The following is a 17746-nucleotide window of genomic DNA, read 5'->3' as shown; positions in this document are numbered from 1 at the left end:
AATGAGACACGGTAAAAAATTCAATCACTTAGGAAGAACAGCTTCTCACAGAAGTGCTTTACTTTCTAATATGGCTTGTTCTCTAATTGAGCATAAAAGAATCAACACTACTGTAGCTAAAGCTAAAGCTTTAAGAGTATATGTTGAGCCTCTATTAACAAAAGCAAAAGAAGATACTACACACAACAGAAGAGTAGTATTCTCTTACCTTCAAAATAAATTTGCGGTTGCTGAATTATTCAGAACTGTAGCTCCTAAAATCGCTGAAAGAAACGGTGGTTATACAAGAATCATCAAGACAGGATTCAGACCAGGTGATGCTGCTGATACTGCTCTTATCGAACTAGTAGATTTCAACGAGCTTTACAACCCTAATGCTGAAGAGAAAAAAGCTACAAGAAGAAGCAGAAGATCAACTGCTACTACTAAAAAAGCTGAAGCAGTAGTTGCTGATGCTCCTGTAGTAGAAGAAAAAGTAGAAGAAGCTAAAGCTGATACTACTGAAGAAAAAACTGAAGAATAATATTCATTCAGATATATATAAAAACCATCCGTTTTCGGATGGTTTTTTATTTACATAATATACTTGGATTATCCAGGGTATGATGGAAAAAGCATTGGTAAAGTACCCAAAAAATGTCCCTCAATTTTGAAGGACATTTTTTATTTAAATCTTTGTTCTTTTCAGTTCAATAATATTATTCCCTTGTTCAAGGTGAAGACTATCTCCTTTTACCCTTGCCGTCATATCATCTTTTTTGTAAATTGTTTCATCCCCTTTGGTTTCCGATTTAGGTAACGTAAATGTTTTCTTATTGCTGGTAATGGCTACTGTACTTTCTTTCGGATCATTTTTAAATACAACTTTTACTAATGTTCCGTCTGTAGCTTTATAGACAAAATCGGTTTTCTCAATTTTCTTTCCGTTGATATCTACAGTCGAAGAACTTTGTGTCACCGAATCTATTTTTCCATTATGGTCTGTAACAACAGTTTCTGAACTGTCTGTTTTGATAACGATTTTGTTTCCGCTTTCACTTTTTTACAGCTGACTACAGTTAATGCAAGCACAGCACTTAGTGCTAAAAGACTTTTTTTCATGATTATATTATTTGATATTCAATATGATTTTATGATTTAATTTTACAAAAATCATGCCTTACAATATGAGAAAATTTGACGATTATTCATGCATATTTCTATTGTTTTTCTCTTTGAATACTAGGCTTAGCAAAAAGAAAATTTTGAAATTAAAGAGAGGCAGCACTTCTTGTCAAATGAAAAAATTCCGGAATATAATGGAATATTGTAGCAGGTCATCAGCAGGTACTTTACATTCCTGCAATATGGCTTTAGAAAGGTAAGAACCTGATTCAGATCTTTGAGTGGATCAAATTCCATATTACAGTACGCCGAAATGATCCGTAGATTTTTAATTAGATTATGAAATAATTGTTAATTTTAAATGATTTATTGTTGTTTATTTGTTTTTATTTTAATTTATTGTGAAATATTTAGTCGTATATTGTTTTTGGAATCAAAAATTGATTAAATTTAATAAAAACTAAAGGACTGAATTACAACTTCAAACTCAAACATTAATATTACACAAAGGTGTAATTGATTTCAAATTGTATTCTGTTGAAATTTGCTTCAAACAAACAAAGTCATGAGCATTTCCATAGCCATAGTAGAAGACGAGAAAAACTACAACAATGCGTTGAAGAAGGTCATCGATTATCAGAAAGATATGAAAGTGATTGCTCAGTTCTTTGATGGTAATGATGCCATAACAAATCTACCCGATATTTCTCCTGACGTTGTGATGATGGATATCCAATTACAGGATATGCTGGGAATTGAAATCATAGAAAAATTACGAAAAGAAATGCCTAATACACAGTTTATCATGTGTACCAGCTTTGATGATGATGAAAAGATTTTTAATTCGTTAAAGGCAGGGGCCATGGGATATCTTGTAAAAGGAGAAAGCATGGATAAAATTCTTTCTTCCATCCGCGATGTATACAATGGCGGTGCACCTATGAGCTTTTCTATTGCAAGAAGGGTATTGAAACATTTCGAGAAAAAACTTCCGGAAATAAAAGGCTTTGATGAACTTACAGAACGCGAAAAGGAAATCCTTGAACTTCTTTCCCAGGGACTTCTCTACAAAGAGATTGCAGATCAGAAATTCATCAGCATTGATACCGTGAAAAAACACGTCGGAAATATCTACAGAAAACTCCACGTAAACAATAAGGTGGAGGCAGTCAATAAATTTAACAATTTTAAAAATTAGAAAACATGAATGAAAATCAAGATTTATTAAATTTAACGGGCAAGATCCATCAATTAGTAGACTATGGAATTATTAATACTGAAAAATTACAGGAAATACAATCATTTTGTAATCAGGAAATGGATAGACTACTTGCAGAAGAATTTATAGAAAGAGAATCCATAGATTGGAGCAAGTACATAATCTATGAACAAACTGAGTCTGATGGTGAGATTAATGCTGGATTAGCAACAGAAATGACAAATGCTTACCAGAGCATCCCTAATATTAAAGATATTTATAGAAATAAATTACAAGTTTCTGGAGAAGTAGCAGCAGATTTATTTGGAAAAAATGCTAGGAATGTTAAAATTTTTTAGGAGAACTTGATAATGGACTCATTTTTTTATTTGAGGATTTACTTCTCCAGAAATATTATATTATTAGTAATAAAATAATAAAGGAAGAAATATCTGCATATAATTTTGGTCGATATAAGGATGCATATGAAAATGGAGCATTAAAAAGAATATTGGATCCCTATATTCAACAATATATTCCAAATACGGTAAATACTGTTAGGTTTGCATTGTCAAGAGCTTTCTTTGCTAAACTTGAAAACCTAAAACCTAAATATCCTAATATTGTTATTTCTTTTCATCCGGCAATACATATTTCCGGGGATATTTTTGATGTGGAATTAGATGATGGAACTATTATTCAGGCTAGTTATGAGTATAGGCTAACATTCATAATGATATTGGGATATTATCAAGGTTCCAAATTTATTCCAATACCTGACATAGGTGCATATGATAGAAATGGTCTTTGTCCTCCTGGATGCTAAATGATTATTCTTGATCTAATATATTATATTGTAATCATTACAAATTTTACTGTTTCCATAATTGAAAAGAAATTGTGGAAGCAGTTATTTTGGTTTTATTTCGGAATTACAATCATAACAGAAATATTATTTACAACGAAAGCGGGTTTTATAACTGCAAGAATGTATAATTATCTGGATTTGTTCTGTATAATTTATTTTGGATACATCTACAATAAAGAGTTACATGATAACTATGTTATTAAAATAACCACAATTTTATTTTTTTTATTAGGAGGTATTTTTATTTTCATTTCCAAAACTAATTATTCGATTATTACTGGTTACCTATATTGTATTTTTTTATTTTTCATTTCTCTGTTTTGGTTTTATAAGAAAATATCAAGCAAAGATCAAACACAGGATATTTTGAATTTATGTTTTTTTTGGATTAGTTGTTCACTATTATTCTGGTCACTATTTTATATTTTCAGAATGTTTCCAATGTATTTCTTTAATAAAAAAGATCCTGGGTTTTTAAAAGAAATATCTAATGTGTTTAGTATAGTTAATATAATTACGTATTCATTATTCTTACGAGGCTTATTTTGTAGACAATGAAGAATCTTCCCTTAGAAATAAAGATAGTATATATAACTGCAATCATTGTAGTAATGCTGTTTGTATTATTTATTATTCTTGTTGTTCTTACATACAACCGAAAACAGCTCCTTTACCTTAAAGAACAACAACTCAAAGAATCCGAACACCAAAACCAGCTCCTTCAGAAAGAACTCGAAAAACAAAAAGTGCTGGAACAGGAGCGAGAGCGCATTTCCCACGATATGCATGATGACTTGGGAGCAGGAATATCTGCTCTGAAACTTCAGGCAGAATTTCTGAAACAGAAGGCTGAGAATGATGATCTGCAAAGTGATATCGATGAACTTCTGAAAACCTCTGAAGAAATGAACATCTCCATGAGAGAAATGCTGTGGAGCCTGAATTCAGGAAATGACACCTTAGGAAGCTTTATCGATTATGCCATCCTTTACACCGGAAACTTTTTGAAGAAAACAAAAATAATGGTGTATTCAGAATGTGAAGATATTATAGCAGAAACACCTATTTCCACAGAAATGAGACGCAATCTTTTTCTCTGTTTAAAAGAAGCGGTCAATAATGTATATAAACACAGTCAGGCAAATACGGTGAAACTTTCATTCTCGCAGGAAGACAATAACTTCTCTATGAAAATTTCCGATAACGGAAACGGAATTTCGGATGGACAGAAAGAAGGTAACGGCCTTAGAAATATGAAACGAAGAATGAATGAGTTGTCTGGTGAATGTTCCATCATACCCGAAAACCCAGGAACCTGTCTGGTGTTTAAAATAGCATTATAAATAAATTACCCTTTTGTGTAATTGACTAGTCCGTTTTTTAGAGGGAAATTTGATAGATAAAATTAAAAGCCATGAAAACTCTTATTAACGACAGTATCGGAGATTTGGAAGCTGCTTTAAAAAACAACACTGATCTTCAGGAGAAGTTCAAAACCAATCCGATAGAGGCTATTAAAAATGTAGAAATAAAAAACCCGAAAGACACAGACTATTGGATCTACAGAATTATTGTACTTATGCTCGGGTTGGCAGTCATTACCATTATAGCAGGGCTTATTCTAATTGCTTACTGGAATGATGGTGCTGCTAAAGATAATCAGTTGGTTACTATTTTTGCAACTATTTCTTCTGGTGCAATAGGTGCCTTAGCCGGACTTTTATCGCCTACACCGAGAAAATAATAAAAAACTTAAAATAAACAACATCATGAAAACTTTAACCTTGAAAGTGACTATTGAAGGAGGTTCTTCTCAATTAGGGATATATTATAAATTAGTTAAAAAAGAGCATGCTTCAAAACCTGTACAAAAAAAACATAGTTTTGAAGAAGTGTTTAATGATCTTAATGGTGATTACACATTGTACATAGGTGGGAGTAATGCTGATTCTGATAAAAGAAGAGCAATTATAAGTCTTGTTTTTGATGATAAGGAGATTACATTGGATAAGGATTTATCTTACGCAAATCCATCAATCCAAAAAGGCAAGCATATTTATGCTGAATATTATTTTAAAGCTTAAAACCATGAAAACAAACAGACTTTTATTATTTACTTTAATATTGATATTCTTCAATATATTGACACTTCATGGTCAGAATAATATTGATTTAAAGCAAAAGAGTAATATTGCCCTTAAAACTGTAAATAACAGCAAAACAGGTAACTGGAATGATGTTTTTACCAATTTTATGCAGCTTGCAGCCAAAAACCTTGCAGGTGATAATAAATCTTTTGAATACAGGACAACAATCTTTGCTATAAAAAGTGAGGTAGACAGTACATTGCTAATTGATGAAAACTATGTTAAAGAAAATTTTTCAAGAAATTTTCAAATAAATATGGGGCTGAAATTAGACAATGATTATAAATTCAAAGGATTTTCATATGGTTTTGATTGGGCTTTGATCAACAAAAGAGATCTAAGTGTAAATACATTAGTGAATGGTGAAACAGCAAAACTTTATGAGAAGTATTTTGAAATACTTACGAAATCAAGAGAAAGATATAATGCAGATTTAGACAAAAATAAAGATCCGGATAAATTAACAAAAATAAAGCAGATCCAAGAGGCGATAAGTAAGAATGCCGATGAATATATTATTCCACTTGATGAGTTTCCAAAAGATTTTATAAAATATCTGCCTTCTGATTATCAGGATACTAGGAAATACTTCGGTGAAGTGTATGCAAAAGAACTGGATTCTATTAAAAGAAAGCCATTATTGAAAATAGGTTTTAATAGTAACTTTCAAAAAAACGCAAAATTTTTAGATGAGTTTGATGCCAATTTGGTTTATCTGCAAGGATTGAAATCTAAGAAAGGGAGTAAATTGGAAATAGACTTCCGAAATCAGTTTAAAGCAAAAGATAGTATCACAACATCTGTGATCAAAAGAAAAGAATTTTCATCACAACTTGGTTTGAATATTTCAATTTGGGAAACTAAAGATAAATCCATTGTAGAGCTTAAACCTAATTTTGAATATAAAAGGATTGTTTCAGGATTGATGGATGAAGAAAAAAATGACCAATTCTTAGCCAATGCAGATCTTAGGATAAGAATTTTAAAAAACCTTTGGGTGCCATTGATTTTAAAATATGATATTAAAAACAATAATCTTTTTGGTTTCTTAAATGTCAGTTTTAATTTTGATGCGATGAAAAAAGAATAGATTAAGAAAGAATAGAAATACAAAACTCATCTTAAAAATTGTAAGGTGAGTTTTTTTATTGCTATTTTCAAATTTTAACCTCCAATTCTTCACAAAGAATTTGTAGAATTATCATAATATAAATTAACTAAAATTTAACTCGGATTTATCTCAAAAAAATCCCGTGAAATGCCCCTGAAAGTTAAATTTTGATTAAATTTGTCTAAACTAAAAAAAATAAAAAATGAGTGCAATTTCTTACATAGAAGCAAGACAGATTTTAGATTCCAGAGGAAATCCTACCATTGAAGTAGATGTATTTACAGAAAGCGGGGCAATGGGCCGTGCAGCTGTACCTTCAGGAGCGTCTACAGGAGAACACGAAGCGGTAGAATTACGTGACGGTGGTTCAGAATATCAGGGGAAAGGAGTTCTGAAAGCTGTTGAAAATGTAAAAGAAGTAATTGCAGAGAATTTAGTTGGACAACCGGTTTTTGAACAAAACTATATCGATCAGATTATGATTGATCTTGACGGAACGCCTAACAAAGGAAATCTTGGTGCTAATGCTATTCTTGGTGTTTCTCTAGCGGTAGCCAGAGCTGCTGCTGCTGAATTGGGAATGCCTCTTTATAAATATGTTGGTGGAGTGAATGCCAATACACTTCCGGTTCCAATGATGAATGTAATTAACGGTGGTTCTCACTCAGATGCTCCTATCGCATTCCAGGAATTTATGATTATGCCGGTAAAAGCAGATTCTTTCTCTCACGCTTTGAGAAAAGGAACTGAAATTTTCCACAACCTAAAATCGATCCTTAAAGGAAGAGGTCTTTCTACAGCAGTAGGAGACGAAGGAGGTTTTGCTCCTACTTTCAACGGAACAGAAGATGCTTTGGATACATTACTTCAGGCGATCGAAAAAGCTGGATACAAGCCTGGTGACGACATCATGTTGGCATTAGACTGTGCCGCTTCAGAATTCTACAAAGACGGAACATACGATTACAGAAAATTCGAAGGAGACAAAGGCGCTCACAGATCAAGAGAAGAGCAGGTTTCTTACCTTGCAGAATTGGCTGCTAAATATCCGATTATCTCTATCGAAGATGGTATGCAGGAAGATGACTGGGAAGGATGGAAAATGCTTACAGATAAAATTGGTGACAGAGTCCAGTTGGTAGGTGACGATTTATTCGTAACAAACGTAGACAGATTATCAAGAGGAGTAAAAGAAGGTATTGCCAACTCTATCCTTGTAAAGGTAAACCAGATCGGTTCTCTTTCTGAAACAATGGCTGCTGTACAAATGGCTCAGAATAATAAATTCACTTCAGTAATGTCTCACAGATCAGGAGAAACTGAAGATTCTACAATTGCTGATTTGGCGGTAGCAATGAACTGTGGACAGATCAAAACAGGTTCAGCGTCAAGATCAGATAGAATGGCAAAATACAACCAGCTATTGAGAATTGAAGAAGCTTTAGGTGAAACTGCAATTTTCCCAGGGTTGGAAGCTTTTAAAATCAAAAGATAATTAATCGAATTTATAAATAACGGCAAGCGAAATTTTTAGTTTGCCGTATTTTATGGAAAGTGGTATATTTAAAAAAAATAAATAAATAATGTCAGACAACAAAGTAATATTGAATTACGACGGTAATTCATATGAATATCCAATCGTGGATAGTACTATCGGAGACAGAGGGATTGATATTTCAAAATTAAGAGACCAGACAGGTTTAATCACTCTGGATTTAGGTTACAAAAATACAGGAGCTACTATTAGCGACATCACTTACTTAGACGGAGATAAAGGAGAATTATTCTACAGAGGTTATCCAATCGAGCAGATTGCTGAGAAATCTAACTTCACTGAAGTAATGTATCTTTTATTACATGGAGAATTACCTACTCAGGATCAGTTTACTTCATTCGACAACAATATTAAAAAATATAACTTCATCGCAGACGAAATGAAAAAGATCATTGATGTTTTTCCTCGTTCTGCTCACCCTATGGGAGTTTTATCTTCTTTAACTTCTGCATTGACAGCTTTCAACCCGAAAGCAGTGAACGTAAACTCTAAAGAAGAAATGGATCACGCAGCTGAGCTGATGATCGCTAAATTCTCTCATCTTTGTGCCTGGACTTACAGAAAAACTCAGGGCTTACCATTAAACCACGGAGATAACAACCTGAACTACGTAGAGAACTTCTACAAAATGGCATTCAGATTACCAAACGCTGATTTCGAAATCGATCCGGTAGTAGTAAATGCTTTAGATAAATTATTAATCCTTCACGCAGACCACGAACAAAACTGTTCTACTTCTACAGTAAGAATGGTAGGTTCTGCTCACACAGGTCTTTTTGCTTCTATCTCTGCTGGGGTATCTGCACTTTGGGGCCCACTTCACGGTGGTGCTAACCAGGCGGTAATCGAAATGCTTGAACTAATCGAAAAAGATGGTGGTGATGTATCTAAATATGTTGCTAAAGCTAAAGATAAGGCTGATAATTTCCGTCTAATGGGATTCGGACACAGAGTTTACAAAAACTTCGACCCAAGAGCGAAAATCATCAAGAAAGCTGCTGACGATATCCTTACTGCATTAGGTATTCAGGATAAAGCTCTTGACATTGCAATGCAGTTAGAAAGAGTTGCCCTTGAAGACGAGTACTTCGTAGAAAGAAAACTATATCCAAACGTAGACTTCTACTCAGGTATCATCTACAGAGCATTAGGAATTCCTACAGAAATGTTTACTGTAATGTTTGCGTTAGGAAGACTTCCAGGATGGATTTCTCAGTGGAAAGAAATGAGACTGAAAGGAGACCCGATTGGAAGACCAAGACAAGTTTACCAAGGTGCTCAGGAAAGAAACTACATCGACATCGCAAGCAGATAATATTTGCTTACAATATAAAAGAATCCCAAAGCTTGCTTTGGGATTCTTTATTTTTACAACTTATTCAGTAATAGCTAAAGCCGTAATAAGATCATTCTTCGTTCGGAAATGAAAATTCAGCATTACCGGGCTTCCATCAAAAGAACCTGAAATGTTAATTCTTAAAACAGTTGTATTATCATTCACCGAAAAATCTTTTAGCTCAAACAAGGTTTTGTATTCACTATTGGATTTTTCATTCCATTGTCTTATTTCTTCTTTTCCCGTGTATATTTTTCCTTCATCAAATACGGATGCCTGTTCAGAAAAACAGTTAGAGAAAGAAATACTGTCAAAAAGTTCCTGTGCCTTCAAGAATTCCTGTAAAATGTTAGGTAAGTTCATATTGTTATTTTTAAATGATTAAACAGTTGGAATAGTGCCGCCATCTATTACATATTCGGTTCCGGTTAGATATTGTGCCCGTGGAGAAACTAAAAACCCAACAAACTCTGCAATATCTTCTGGCTGGGCGGGTTTACCAATGGGAATTCCACCCAACGCATCCATGACACTTTGAGTAGCCTCTTCTATTGACGTTTTTGAACTTTCAGCAATACGTTCCATCATTCGGATGGCAGATGAGGTCATGATCCAACCTGGAGAAACAGTAAGAACACGAACTCCCTTTGGAGAAACTTCTTTTGATAAACCTTTACTATAGTTGATCAGTCCGGCTTTGGCAGCAGCATACGGTAATGTAGAATCAAATAAAGGCAGCCTTCCCTGAATGGAGGCAATATGAATAATCACTCCCGTTTTTCGTTCCAGCATTTGCGGCAGAAACCCTCTGTCTAAACGAACGGGTGCCAATAAATTGGTCTGAATTGTATTTTCCCAGTCTTCATCACTCAAAACAGAGAAGCCGCCACCAGGCGTCTCTGAACCACCCAATGTATTAATTAAAATATCAAGCTTGCCAAAAGTAGACAGTACTTCTCTTACCAGCTTTTCAGTACCTTTTGCCAGGCTGAGATCTCCTGAAATAAAGTGAAATTGATTATTCATCTCTTCAGGCTGATTTCTTGCAGTGACAATTACAGTAGCACCAGCAGTAAGTAATCTTTCGGCAATAGCTTTTCCGGTTCCTTTTGTTCCTCCGGTCACCAAAGCAATTTTACCTGATAATTCGTTGTTGAAATGAAATGATTCTGTCATGATTTCTTTTTTGTACAAATTTCAGGAGTATGACCGGCTCTTACAAGTACGGTCTTACGAATCACATAGGGATAAATTAATCCCCTGTTGAGATCTCATCTCATTGTGTTACATTTGTTTTATGTACGAAAGAAAAATCTTACCCAATCTGAATTGCGGTCTTGATCTGATTGCTGAAGTGCTCTATGGCAAATGGAAGATTCGTTTGCTGTGGTTTATCAATGAAGGATTTCAAAGGCCAAGTGAATTACAACGGAAAATTCCTGATGCTTCCCGCAGAGTATTGAATGTTCAGTTAAAAGAACTTGAAGAACATGATCTTGTCACTAAGAAAATTTATCCTGTTGTGCCGCCAAAAGTAGAATACAGGCTTACGGAATTCGGACAGACGTTGATTCCGGTAATTGCCACATTAGGGAAATGGGGTGATGATCATGAAGAACGCTTACGGATATTGATATTGAGAAGGCTTGAAAACTTGTCACAAAGTGAGAGAAACAATACCTGATATTAGCTTTTTTGATTTAACATCAGGTGAAAAAGTCTATACAATAGGAGAAGAAAACCTGCTTTCAAAAGCAGGTTTTCGTTTTTTTATTATGGACATTGGCATCTGTCACATGTCCAGATATAACAGTTTCCTGCATCATCCCATTCGCAGCATCTTCTGCCAGTGGAAATCGGAGCGCCTCCCATTACAGATTTTTGTTGATCTCTTCCTAATTTTTGTGCGTTTTTCAGCACCGGATTGTTTTTGTTCATGACTTTGATTTTTGGTGTTAATAGTTAAGTTTTATGATCTATAATTTCGCGAAAATTATATCACTAATATAGGAAATTAAATAATATAATTATCTATTTTTTGTTCTTATGTAGATGGAAAATAGTAAGTTGTAGATGTTTTTGGGACTATTCACTGCAGTTGGCTGAACTGACAAGGAAATTTTGTTGAAGGGTGTTGATTTTAGAAATCAAATTTAATACATAAAATAATCCAAAAGTTTTACAGGTAGAGACCTTTACTTATATTTGTAGTATTGCATAAATCTTTATGAGACTAAATATTAAAAACGAAACGGGCAGGCTGAAGTCAGTAGTTTTAGGCCAGCCTAATTCATTGGGACCAGTTCCCACACTAGAGGAAAGTTATGACGCAAAGTCATATTACTCAATCGAACACAACATTTATCCTAAAGAAGAGGATATTATCAATGAAATGAACGCTTTTGAAGCGGTTTTAAAAAAGTATGATGTTGAAGTTCTGCGTCCTAGTATCATCAAAGACTACAATCAGGTTTTTTCAAGAGATGTAGCCTTTGTCATTGATGACAAGATGATCATTTCCAATGTGATTGCAGACAGAGCAGACGAACAGGAAGCCTACAAAAGTGTTTTTGAAAAAGTAGCATGGAGAAAAATTATTAATCTTCCCGAAACCGCGCATATTGAAGGCGGAGATGTAATTGTATGGAATGACTTTATTTTCATCGGAACCTGCTTCAGCGAAGATTACAGAAACTATAAAACGGCAAGAACCAACGAGTATGCCATAGAAATCTTAAAAGAATATTTTCCTAAGAAAAGAATTATCGATCTGGAATTGAAGAAAAACGATAAAGTTCCGTTTGAAGGGATTCTGCATCTGGATTGCACATTTAACCCTGTGGGAGAAGACAAATGTATCATTTATAAAAACGGCTTCGTAGACGAAAGTGATTACCGTTTAATCATCGATATTTTTGGAGAAGAAAACTGCTTCCACATCAATGATGAAGAAATGTTTGAAATGTTTCCGAATATTTTCTCTATTTCTCCCGATGTAGTAGTTTCAGACAAAGCATTCACAAGAATGAATGACCATTTAAGAAACGAGTGGGGAATGACCGTTGAAGAAATTCCTTACAGAGAAATTTCCAAAATGGGAGGTTTATTGAGATGCTCTACAATGCCGCTTGTGAGAGAATAATGGAGTGGGAGAGTTTTAGTGTTTGAGAGTGGAGGAGTTTTAGAGTCTGAGCGTTAGAGTGTTGGTGGGTTTGAATATTTGTTTAAATTTAAAAAAATATTTGGGATGTCGACAATTAAATTTCATCAGGACTTAAAAGTTTATCAACAATCATTTGAAACAGCACAGTTGATTTATGAACTCTCAAAATCCTTTCCAAAAGAAGAACTTTACTCACTTACAGATCAGATAAGAAGATCATCAAGATCTGTAACGGCAAATATTAGTGAGGCTTGGGGGAAAAGAAAATATGAAAAATCCTTCATCGCTAAGCTTACAGATTCGGAGGGAGAAGCGAGAGAAACCCAAACATGGCTTCAGTTTGCCTTTGCCTGCCATTATATGAATGAAGAGCAATATAATAATTTGCACAACAAGTATAACCAAATAATAGGGATGTTAGTTAAAATGATGAGCCAGTCAGAAAAGTGGTGTTCATTTTCTTCGGTGAATAAAGAAGATAATAATTTGTAAAACGCTGTTCAGACTCTCAAACTCTTATACGCTAATACCCTCAAACTTATAAAAAATGCAGACAACAGATACCGTATTAATGATAGAACCGATTGCATTCGGTTACAACGCTGAGACAGCAAAAAATAATTATTTCCAGGTTGAGCAGACCGGTTCTGATATCCAGTCAAAAGCGTTGGCTGAGTTCAACACCTTTGTTGGAAAACTAAGAGAAAAAGGAATCAATGTGATCACCATAAAAGATACATTAGATCCCCATACTCCAGATTCTATATTCCCAAACAACTGGGTAAGCTTCCATAAAGATGGGAAGGTGGTTTTATATCCGATGTTCGCCTCCAACAGAAGAGTGGAAAGAAGAGAAGATATTATTGAAAGTATCCAGGAGCAGGGATTTGAAGTAGTTGAGGTGGATGACTGGTCTTTTTCTGAAACTCAGGGACATTTCCTGGAAGGAACAGGAAGCATGATTTTCGATCATGATAATAAAATTGCATATGGTTCTGTTTCTTTGAGACTGGATGAAAAACTGTTCAGAGAATTCTGTACCAAATACGGATTTGCTCCCGTTGTTTTCCATTCTTTCCAGACGGTAGGAACAGAAAGACTTCCTATCTATCATACCAATGTAATGATGTGTGTAGCAGACCGATTTGTGGTAATCTGCCTTGACTGTATCGATGATGAGCTGGAAAGAGAAAAAGTAGTGGAAACGATTAAAGGCTCAGGAAAAGAAATCATCGAAATTTCTGAAGAGCAGATGCAGCAGTTTGCCGGAAATATGCTTCAGGTTCAAAACAAAGAAGGCGAGAAGTTCCTGGTGATGAGCCAGACAGCCTATCAGTCTTTATCTTCAGAACAGGTAGCCGCTATTGAAAAATACTGCGAAATTATCTATTCAGACCTGAATACTATTGAAGTAAATGGTGGAGGAAGCGCAAGATGTATGCTTGCTGAGGTTTTTCTTCCAAAAAAATAATATATTTACCAAAAAAATTAATTGAACCCATTATCAAGTAAAGGTTTACATATTCTTCTGACTTTGGAAACAGAGTCAGAAGATTTGTTATTAGACAGCAAAGGTTTTCTGACGTTTACAGAAGATATTCTGAAAACTAAAGATGTAGAAATTGTAGGAGTAACCAATCATATTTTTGAAAATGAGAGTTTTACTTCTGCAGTAATCCTGAAAGAGTCTCACCTTTGTATCCACACGTGGCCGGAATTTAAACAGCTTACTTTTGATGTTTTCCTTTGTAATTATACGCAGGACAATACCAAAAAAGTAGAGCAGATTGCAGATGAAGTAGTTCAGTATTTTAAAGCTAATACCATTCAGAAACACAAAATTTACAGATAAAATGCACTATGTCTGCCCAGCATGCGAATCAGAAAATACATTAGATCTCAATTTTCCTATCGAGGAATATGTTTGTAAAACCTGCTCTCACCTCATTGATGTAGCAGGAAATAAAAAGATTAAACATTTGAAAGTACCTACAGAAAATGTTGTCTTGGATGTAGGACAGAAAGGAAATATTGATGGAGTAGAGTATACAGTCGTTGCAATTACTGTCAAAAAATACGGAAACAGTATTTTCTGGCGGGAGTATTCTTTAAAAGACAGCAAAGGAAATGATGCTTTCCTGAGTGAGAGTGATGGACATTGGGTTTTCCTGATCTCTATGCATCCTGATGATTTTAAAGGCAAAGATTCTAAATTACCTACCTATGCCGGGCGAACTTATCGCTGGTACGAAAATACTCCATGCACTATTTATGCTGCTGCCGGCTTTTTTGATGAACACATTGATTTCAGCGTTGCGACCTACAAAGAATATGTCAACGGAACCCGTATGATCTCTCAGGAAAAGACCGCTAAGAAAAGCCAGTATTATTATGGAGTTCACATTTCAAAACATGATGTTAAAAGAGCTTTTAAAATAGCTCACATGCCGTATTATACAGGAGTCGGAATTGTCCAGCCTTATTATTTTGATATGAAACAGGCGGTGAACATTTTTTGCGTGGGCGCATTAATGATATGTCTGCTTCAGCTCTACGTGTATATCTCACGAACTAACGAAACTGTTTTTGCGGAGACCATCAATTTTGCTGATGTAAAAGACAAAGAAATGGTCAGCAAAAGTTTTACCCTTTCAGGAGGTTCTGCACCATTAAAAGTGAATGCATTTTCAGGTGTTGATAATTCCTGGGCTAATGTTCAGTTGAGTCTTGTGAATGAAAAGACTAATGAAATTGTCTATACCTCAAAAGATATCGAACAATATCATGGGTACGAAGATGGAGAAAGCTGGTCAGAAGGAAGTCAGTCTGAAGAATTTAACCTTTGTGGAGTAAGCTCGGGACAATATCACTTTCTTATTTCAGCAGAAAAGGAAGGATCTTTATTACCTGCATTTTCCGGTCTTCAGTCACCGGATTCAAGGATATTAATCTCCAGGGATAAATCAGGAACAGTAGAGGTAACCGATATCTATAAAGGGCAACCTATCACTTTCATAGACGGAAAGACTTTAGAAAAAGATACAACAGAATTAGGTAAACTGGTGAAAGCTTCCTTTGGAACTTCAAAAATAGATTCTCTTATCAATACAGAAGGGTTAAGACTCACTACAGATCCTATTTCAAACAATACCTATATACAGCTCAAAGCGACCTGGCTTCCTGTTTCATTCTGGAACTTCGGATTCATTTTATTCATAATGATTGCACTCTTTGTCGCCATGTGGATAGGAAAACATTTCTTTAATGTGAATAAATGGAAGAATAGTTCAAACACCCCTTATCCTGCAAATGATAACTAATATTACCAATTACATAAGACAAAACTGGATACTCTGCTTGATCGGAGGGTTTTTCATGACCTGGTTTGTATACCTTACCTATCAGGGAAATCAGGTCTGCGACTGTGCCAAAACAGAAACATACCGCGACGGAACTACAAGAAGTCATTCCAGAGTAGGATTCTACAGATACTATCACAAATAAAAATATAAAAACTATGGACAACATCAATTTCTTACCCATACTAAACTCGGTTCTTTACTCATTTTTAGGAATCGCTATTCTGCTGGTGTGCTATTTCGTTATTGAAAAGCTTACCCCGGAAAAAACATGGCATGAGATCGCTCAGAATAAAAATATAGCACTGGCTATTGTTTTCGGAGCATTTATCATCGGAATTTCAATGATTATAAGCGCGGCAATTCATGGATAAGAAGAGGATTCCTCTTGAGCTGCTTTTATTGTTTTCAGTATTCGTCATTGCTACATGTGGATTGATTTATGAGCTGGTGGCCGGAGCCCTGGCGAGCTATCTTTTAGGAGACTCTGTAAAGCAGTTTTCTTTCATTATCGGAGTGTATCTCTTTTCAATGGGAGTAGGTTCCTATCTTGCGAAATTCATCAAAGGAAATCTTATTGATAAATTCATTGAGATCGAAATCCTGGTGGGAATCGTAGGGGGAATCAGCTCTGTAGTGCTATTTATTTTATTTAATACACTCGCACACTTTGAAAGCGTTTTATATCTTTTCGTCTTTTTCACGGGATGTCTCGTCGGAGTAGAAATTCCGCTTTTGATGAACATTTTGAAAGACAGAGTTCAGTTTAAAGATTTAGTTTCAAATGTCTTTGCGTTCGATTATATCGGAGCTTTATTGGCATCGATTCTTTTTCCATTGGTTTTGATTCCGAAATTAGGAATTGTAAAGACACCTTTGTTTTTTGGATTGATCAATATCTCTATTGCGATATTCCTGTGCTATTATCTTACAAAGGAATTATCAAAACCCCTTTCCCTCAAAGTAAAATCTATCGTGGCATTTGCATTCTTGCTGGGACTTTTCTTTTTTTCAGATACGATTCTGTCTTATTCTGAAGAAAAACTATATGGCGAAAATGTGGTTTATACTAAAAGTTCACCTTATCAAAGAATCGTTTTAACGAGGAATACACACGAATTCCGTTTATATTTAAATAATAACTTACAGTTTTCTTCAACGGATGAATACCGTTACCATGAAGCTTTAGTACATCCTGCTATGTCGATGGCAAAAAACATTGATAATGTCCTGATTTTGGGAGGAGGTGACGGCTTCGCAGCCAGAGAAGTATTGAAATACAAAGACGTTAAAAAAGTAACCCTGGTGGATCTTGATGGTGAAATGACTCAGTTTTTCAAGACCAATGAAACCATGCGCAGGCTGAACCAGAATTCTTTTTCCAATCCAAAAGTAGAAATCATCAATAAAGACGCTTACATATGGGTAAAAGACAGTAAAAAGAAATTTGACGTTATCATCATAGACTTTCCTGATCCGTCCAATTATAGCTTAGGAAAACTCTATTCCCTGCAGTTTTATAAAGAACTGGAGAAGCTGACAACGCTTGATACGAAAATTGTGGTTCAGACCACATCTCCATATTTTGCTCCGAAATCTTTCTGGTGTATTGAGAAAACAATCAATCAGATTTTTCCTTTCACAGCAGCGTATCATACCTATGTTCCGTCTTTTGGAGAATGGGGATTTTCGATGGCTTCATTTGAGCCCGTCAACAACAGAGTTTACAGAAAGCTTCCCGGCTTAAAATACTATGATTATAACTTTTCACAGATGTCTTATTTTAATAAAGATATGAAAGTGAAAGATGTAGAAGTTAACCGTCTGGACAACCAGATATTAGTCCGTTATTTCGATGAAGAGTGGGGGAAAGTACAGTAGAAAGGATTTTCTTACAACTATATT

24 protein-coding genes are annotated in these 17746 nt (G+C 34.9%); 19 read left to right on the top strand and 5 right to left on the bottom strand.

Annotated elements, in window-relative coordinates:
* Nucleotide 1: 1 nt before the first annotated feature.
* Nucleotides 2–523 carry a 50S ribosomal protein L17 gene (gene rplQ / locus KBP46_RS12495; protein WP_062673619.1) on the top strand — a complete coding sequence of 174 codons (522 nt, stop codon included), beginning with the start codon at nucleotides 2–4 and terminating at the stop codon, nucleotides 521–523.
* A gap of 144 nt (nucleotides 524–667) precedes the next feature.
* On the opposite strand, the gene KBP46_RS12490 is transcribed toward rplQ, so the two are convergent.
* Both KBP46_RS12490 and KBP46_RS23750 read right to left on the bottom strand, forming a co-directional pair.
* Nucleotides 668–958, bottom strand: a complete 291-nt coding sequence (locus KBP46_RS12490; RefSeq protein ID WP_253297033.1) for a hypothetical protein — start codon at nucleotides 956–958, stop codon at nucleotides 668–670.
* 5 nt (nucleotides 959–963) lie between these two features.
* Nucleotides 964–1101, bottom strand: a complete 138-nt coding sequence (locus KBP46_RS23750; protein ID WP_253297032.1) for a hypothetical protein — start codon at nucleotides 1099–1101, stop codon at nucleotides 964–966.
* A 568-nt stretch (nucleotides 1102–1669) separates the two neighbouring features.
* Between KBP46_RS23750 and KBP46_RS12485 the strand changes: the two genes are divergently transcribed.
* From KBP46_RS12485 to KBP46_RS12445, 9 genes are all read left to right on the top strand, one after another.
* The gene (locus KBP46_RS12485) at nucleotides 1670–2302 is read left to right on the top strand and encodes a response regulator transcription factor (protein ID WP_062673622.1); all 633 of its coding nucleotides are present in this window, start codon (nucleotides 1670–1672) and stop codon (nucleotides 2300–2302) included.
* A 5-nt stretch (nucleotides 2303–2307) separates the two neighbouring features.
* Nucleotides 2308–2661: a hypothetical protein gene (locus KBP46_RS12480; protein WP_216443390.1), complete on the top strand. Its 354-nt coding sequence runs from the start codon at nucleotides 2308–2310 to the stop codon at nucleotides 2659–2661.
* Between the two features lie 152 nt (nucleotides 2662–2813).
* The gene (locus KBP46_RS12475) at nucleotides 2814–3128 is read left to right on the top strand and encodes a hypothetical protein (RefSeq protein ID WP_216443389.1); all 315 of its coding nucleotides are present in this window, start codon (nucleotides 2814–2816) and stop codon (nucleotides 3126–3128) included.
* Nucleotides 3129–3724: 596 nt separating this feature from the next.
* Nucleotides 3725–4513 carry a sensor histidine kinase gene (locus tag KBP46_RS12470; protein ID WP_216443388.1) on the top strand — a complete coding sequence of 263 codons (789 nt, stop codon included), beginning with the start codon at nucleotides 3725–3727 and terminating at the stop codon, nucleotides 4511–4513.
* A 71-nt stretch (nucleotides 4514–4584) separates the two neighbouring features.
* Complete coding sequence (locus KBP46_RS12465; RefSeq protein WP_114819956.1) at nucleotides 4585–4914, top strand: hypothetical protein; 330 nt, start codon at nucleotides 4585–4587, stop codon at nucleotides 4912–4914.
* 25 nt (nucleotides 4915–4939) lie between these two features.
* Nucleotides 4940–5254, top strand: coding sequence for a hypothetical protein (locus tag KBP46_RS12460; protein ID WP_062673631.1), 315 nt, complete (start codon nucleotides 4940–4942; stop codon nucleotides 5252–5254).
* Nucleotides 5255–5258: 4 nt separating this feature from the next.
* Nucleotides 5259–6407 carry a hypothetical protein gene (locus tag KBP46_RS12455; RefSeq protein WP_216443387.1) on the top strand — a complete coding sequence of 383 codons (1149 nt, stop codon included), beginning with the start codon at nucleotides 5259–5261 and terminating at the stop codon, nucleotides 6405–6407.
* A gap of 223 nt (nucleotides 6408–6630) precedes the next feature.
* Nucleotides 6631–7923 carry a phosphopyruvate hydratase gene (gene eno, locus KBP46_RS12450; protein WP_034694712.1) on the top strand — a complete coding sequence of 431 codons (1293 nt, stop codon included), beginning with the start codon at nucleotides 6631–6633 and terminating at the stop codon, nucleotides 7921–7923.
* Between the two features lie 88 nt (nucleotides 7924–8011).
* Entirely contained in the window at nucleotides 8012–9298 is a 1287-nt protein-coding gene (locus tag KBP46_RS12445) for a citrate synthase (RefSeq protein WP_047427632.1), read from the top strand.
* 60 nt (nucleotides 9299–9358) lie between these two features.
* On the opposite strand, the gene KBP46_RS12440 is transcribed toward KBP46_RS12445, so the two are convergent.
* Both KBP46_RS12440 and KBP46_RS12435 read right to left on the bottom strand, forming a co-directional pair.
* The gene (locus KBP46_RS12440; RefSeq protein WP_216443386.1) at nucleotides 9359–9682 is read right to left on the bottom strand and encodes a nuclear transport factor 2 family protein; all 324 of its coding nucleotides are present in this window, start codon (nucleotides 9680–9682) and stop codon (nucleotides 9359–9361) included.
* 18 nt (nucleotides 9683–9700) lie between these two features.
* A complete protein-coding gene (locus tag KBP46_RS12435) occupies nucleotides 9701–10495 on the bottom strand; it encodes an SDR family oxidoreductase (RefSeq protein WP_216443385.1) in 795 nt (264 codons plus the stop codon).
* A 121-nt stretch (nucleotides 10496–10616) separates the two neighbouring features.
* Here KBP46_RS12435 and KBP46_RS12430 point away from each other — a divergent pair, with 121 nt between their 5' ends.
* Nucleotides 10617–11003 carry a helix-turn-helix domain-containing protein gene (locus tag KBP46_RS12430; protein WP_062673639.1) on the top strand — a complete coding sequence of 129 codons (387 nt, stop codon included), beginning with the start codon at nucleotides 10617–10619 and terminating at the stop codon, nucleotides 11001–11003.
* 89 nt (nucleotides 11004–11092) lie between these two features.
* Here the strand turns inward: KBP46_RS12430 and KBP46_RS12425 are convergent, their stop codons facing one another.
* Nucleotides 11093–11257, bottom strand: coding sequence for a hypothetical protein (locus tag KBP46_RS12425; protein ID WP_156121335.1), 165 nt, complete (start codon nucleotides 11255–11257; stop codon nucleotides 11093–11095).
* A 289-nt stretch (nucleotides 11258–11546) separates the two neighbouring features.
* On the opposite strand from KBP46_RS12425, the gene KBP46_RS12420 reads away from it, so the two are divergent.
* The 8 genes from KBP46_RS12420 (at nucleotide 11547) to KBP46_RS12385 (ending at nucleotide 17722) form a co-directional block, all read left to right on the top strand.
* Complete coding sequence (locus tag KBP46_RS12420; RefSeq protein ID WP_062673641.1) at nucleotides 11547–12461, top strand: dimethylarginine dimethylaminohydrolase family protein; 915 nt, start codon at nucleotides 11547–11549, stop codon at nucleotides 12459–12461.
* A gap of 105 nt (nucleotides 12462–12566) precedes the next feature.
* Nucleotides 12567–12974 (top strand): four helix bundle protein, encoded by a 408-nt coding sequence (locus tag KBP46_RS12415; RefSeq protein WP_062673643.1) that lies wholly within the window; start codon nucleotides 12567–12569, stop codon nucleotides 12972–12974.
* Nucleotides 12975–13029: 55 nt separating this feature from the next.
* The gene (gene ctlX / locus KBP46_RS12410) at nucleotides 13030–13953 is read left to right on the top strand and encodes a citrulline utilization hydrolase CtlX (RefSeq protein ID WP_062673645.1); all 924 of its coding nucleotides are present in this window, start codon (nucleotides 13030–13032) and stop codon (nucleotides 13951–13953) included.
* Nucleotides 13954–13974: 21 nt separating this feature from the next.
* Nucleotides 13975–14334 (top strand): S-adenosylmethionine decarboxylase family protein, encoded by a 360-nt coding sequence (locus tag KBP46_RS12405; protein WP_062673647.1) that lies wholly within the window; start codon nucleotides 13975–13977, stop codon nucleotides 14332–14334.
* Nucleotide 14335: 1 nt separating this feature from the next.
* Nucleotides 14336–15802 (top strand): DUF4178 domain-containing protein, encoded by a 1467-nt coding sequence (locus tag KBP46_RS12400; protein WP_216443384.1) that lies wholly within the window; start codon nucleotides 14336–14338, stop codon nucleotides 15800–15802.
* Nucleotides 15792–15986, top strand: coding sequence for a hypothetical protein (locus KBP46_RS12395; RefSeq protein WP_062673651.1), 195 nt, complete (start codon nucleotides 15792–15794; stop codon nucleotides 15984–15986). The genes KBP46_RS12400 and KBP46_RS12395 overlap by 11 nt, the downstream gene beginning before the upstream one ends.
* Before the next feature lie 13 nt (nucleotides 15987–15999).
* Nucleotides 16000–16215: a DUF350 domain-containing protein gene (locus KBP46_RS12390; RefSeq protein ID WP_062673653.1), complete on the top strand. Its 216-nt coding sequence runs from the start codon at nucleotides 16000–16002 to the stop codon at nucleotides 16213–16215.
* Nucleotides 16208–17722: a polyamine aminopropyltransferase gene (locus KBP46_RS12385; RefSeq protein ID WP_216443383.1), complete on the top strand. Its 1515-nt coding sequence runs from the start codon at nucleotides 16208–16210 to the stop codon at nucleotides 17720–17722. The genes KBP46_RS12390 and KBP46_RS12385 overlap by 8 nt, the downstream gene beginning before the upstream one ends.
* Nucleotides 17723–17746 lie beyond the last annotated feature (24 nt).

It is taken from the genome of Chryseobacterium sp. PCH239 (assembly GCF_018924625.1).
In the GTDB taxonomy this organism is placed as follows: domain Bacteria; phylum Bacteroidota; class Bacteroidia; order Flavobacteriales; family Weeksellaceae; genus Chryseobacterium; species Chryseobacterium cucumeris.
Note: the sequence above shows the minus strand (reverse complement) of the source record. Positions and strands in the feature narration are given on the sequence as shown.

Excerpts from the sequence above, each read along its gene's own strand:
- rplQ (WP_062673619.1), top strand. The coding sequence starts at position 2 with ATGAGACACGGTAAAAAATTCAATCACTTAGGAAGAACAGCTTCTCAC.
- KBP46_RS23750 (WP_253297032.1), bottom strand. The coding sequence starts at position 1,101 with ATGAAAAAAAGTCTTTTAGCACTAAGTGCTGTGCTTGCATTAACTGTA.
- KBP46_RS12485 (WP_062673622.1), top strand. The coding sequence starts at position 1,670 with ATGAGCATTTCCATAGCCATAGTAGAAGACGAGAAAAACTACAACAAT.
- KBP46_RS12480 (WP_216443390.1), top strand. The coding sequence starts at position 2,308 with ATGAATGAAAATCAAGATTTATTAAATTTAACGGGCAAGATCCATCAA.
- KBP46_RS12470 (WP_216443388.1), top strand. The coding sequence starts at position 3,725 with ATGAAGAATCTTCCCTTAGAAATAAAGATAGTATATATAACTGCAATC.
- KBP46_RS12465 (WP_114819956.1), top strand. The coding sequence starts at position 4,585 with ATGAAAACTCTTATTAACGACAGTATCGGAGATTTGGAAGCTGCTTTA.
- KBP46_RS12460 (WP_062673631.1), top strand. The coding sequence starts at position 4,940 with ATGAAAACTTTAACCTTGAAAGTGACTATTGAAGGAGGTTCTTCTCAA.
- KBP46_RS12455 (WP_216443387.1), top strand. The coding sequence starts at position 5,259 with ATGAAAACAAACAGACTTTTATTATTTACTTTAATATTGATATTCTTC.
- eno (WP_034694712.1), top strand. The coding sequence starts at position 6,631 with ATGAGTGCAATTTCTTACATAGAAGCAAGACAGATTTTAGATTCCAGA.
- KBP46_RS12445 (WP_047427632.1), top strand. The coding sequence starts at position 8,012 with ATGTCAGACAACAAAGTAATATTGAATTACGACGGTAATTCATATGAA.
- KBP46_RS12440 (WP_216443386.1), bottom strand. The coding sequence starts at position 9,682 with ATGAACTTACCTAACATTTTACAGGAATTCTTGAAGGCACAGGAACTT.
- KBP46_RS12435 (WP_216443385.1), bottom strand. The coding sequence starts at position 10,495 with ATGACAGAATCATTTCATTTCAACAACGAATTATCAGGTAAAATTGCT.
- KBP46_RS12430 (WP_062673639.1), top strand. The coding sequence starts at position 10,617 with ATGTACGAAAGAAAAATCTTACCCAATCTGAATTGCGGTCTTGATCTG.
- KBP46_RS12425 (WP_156121335.1), bottom strand. The coding sequence starts at position 11,257 with ATGAACAAAAACAATCCGGTGCTGAAAAACGCACAAAAATTAGGAAGA.
- KBP46_RS12420 (WP_062673641.1), top strand. The coding sequence starts at position 11,547 with ATGAGACTAAATATTAAAAACGAAACGGGCAGGCTGAAGTCAGTAGTT.
- KBP46_RS12415 (WP_062673643.1), top strand. The coding sequence starts at position 12,567 with ATGTCGACAATTAAATTTCATCAGGACTTAAAAGTTTATCAACAATCA.
- ctlX (WP_062673645.1), top strand. The coding sequence starts at position 13,030 with ATGCAGACAACAGATACCGTATTAATGATAGAACCGATTGCATTCGGT.
- KBP46_RS12400 (WP_216443384.1), top strand. The coding sequence starts at position 14,336 with ATGCACTATGTCTGCCCAGCATGCGAATCAGAAAATACATTAGATCTC.
- KBP46_RS12395 (WP_062673651.1), top strand. The coding sequence starts at position 15,792 with ATGATAACTAATATTACCAATTACATAAGACAAAACTGGATACTCTGC.
- KBP46_RS12390 (WP_062673653.1), top strand. The coding sequence starts at position 16,000 with ATGGACAACATCAATTTCTTACCCATACTAAACTCGGTTCTTTACTCA.
- KBP46_RS12385 (WP_216443383.1), top strand. The coding sequence starts at position 16,208 with ATGGATAAGAAGAGGATTCCTCTTGAGCTGCTTTTATTGTTTTCAGTA.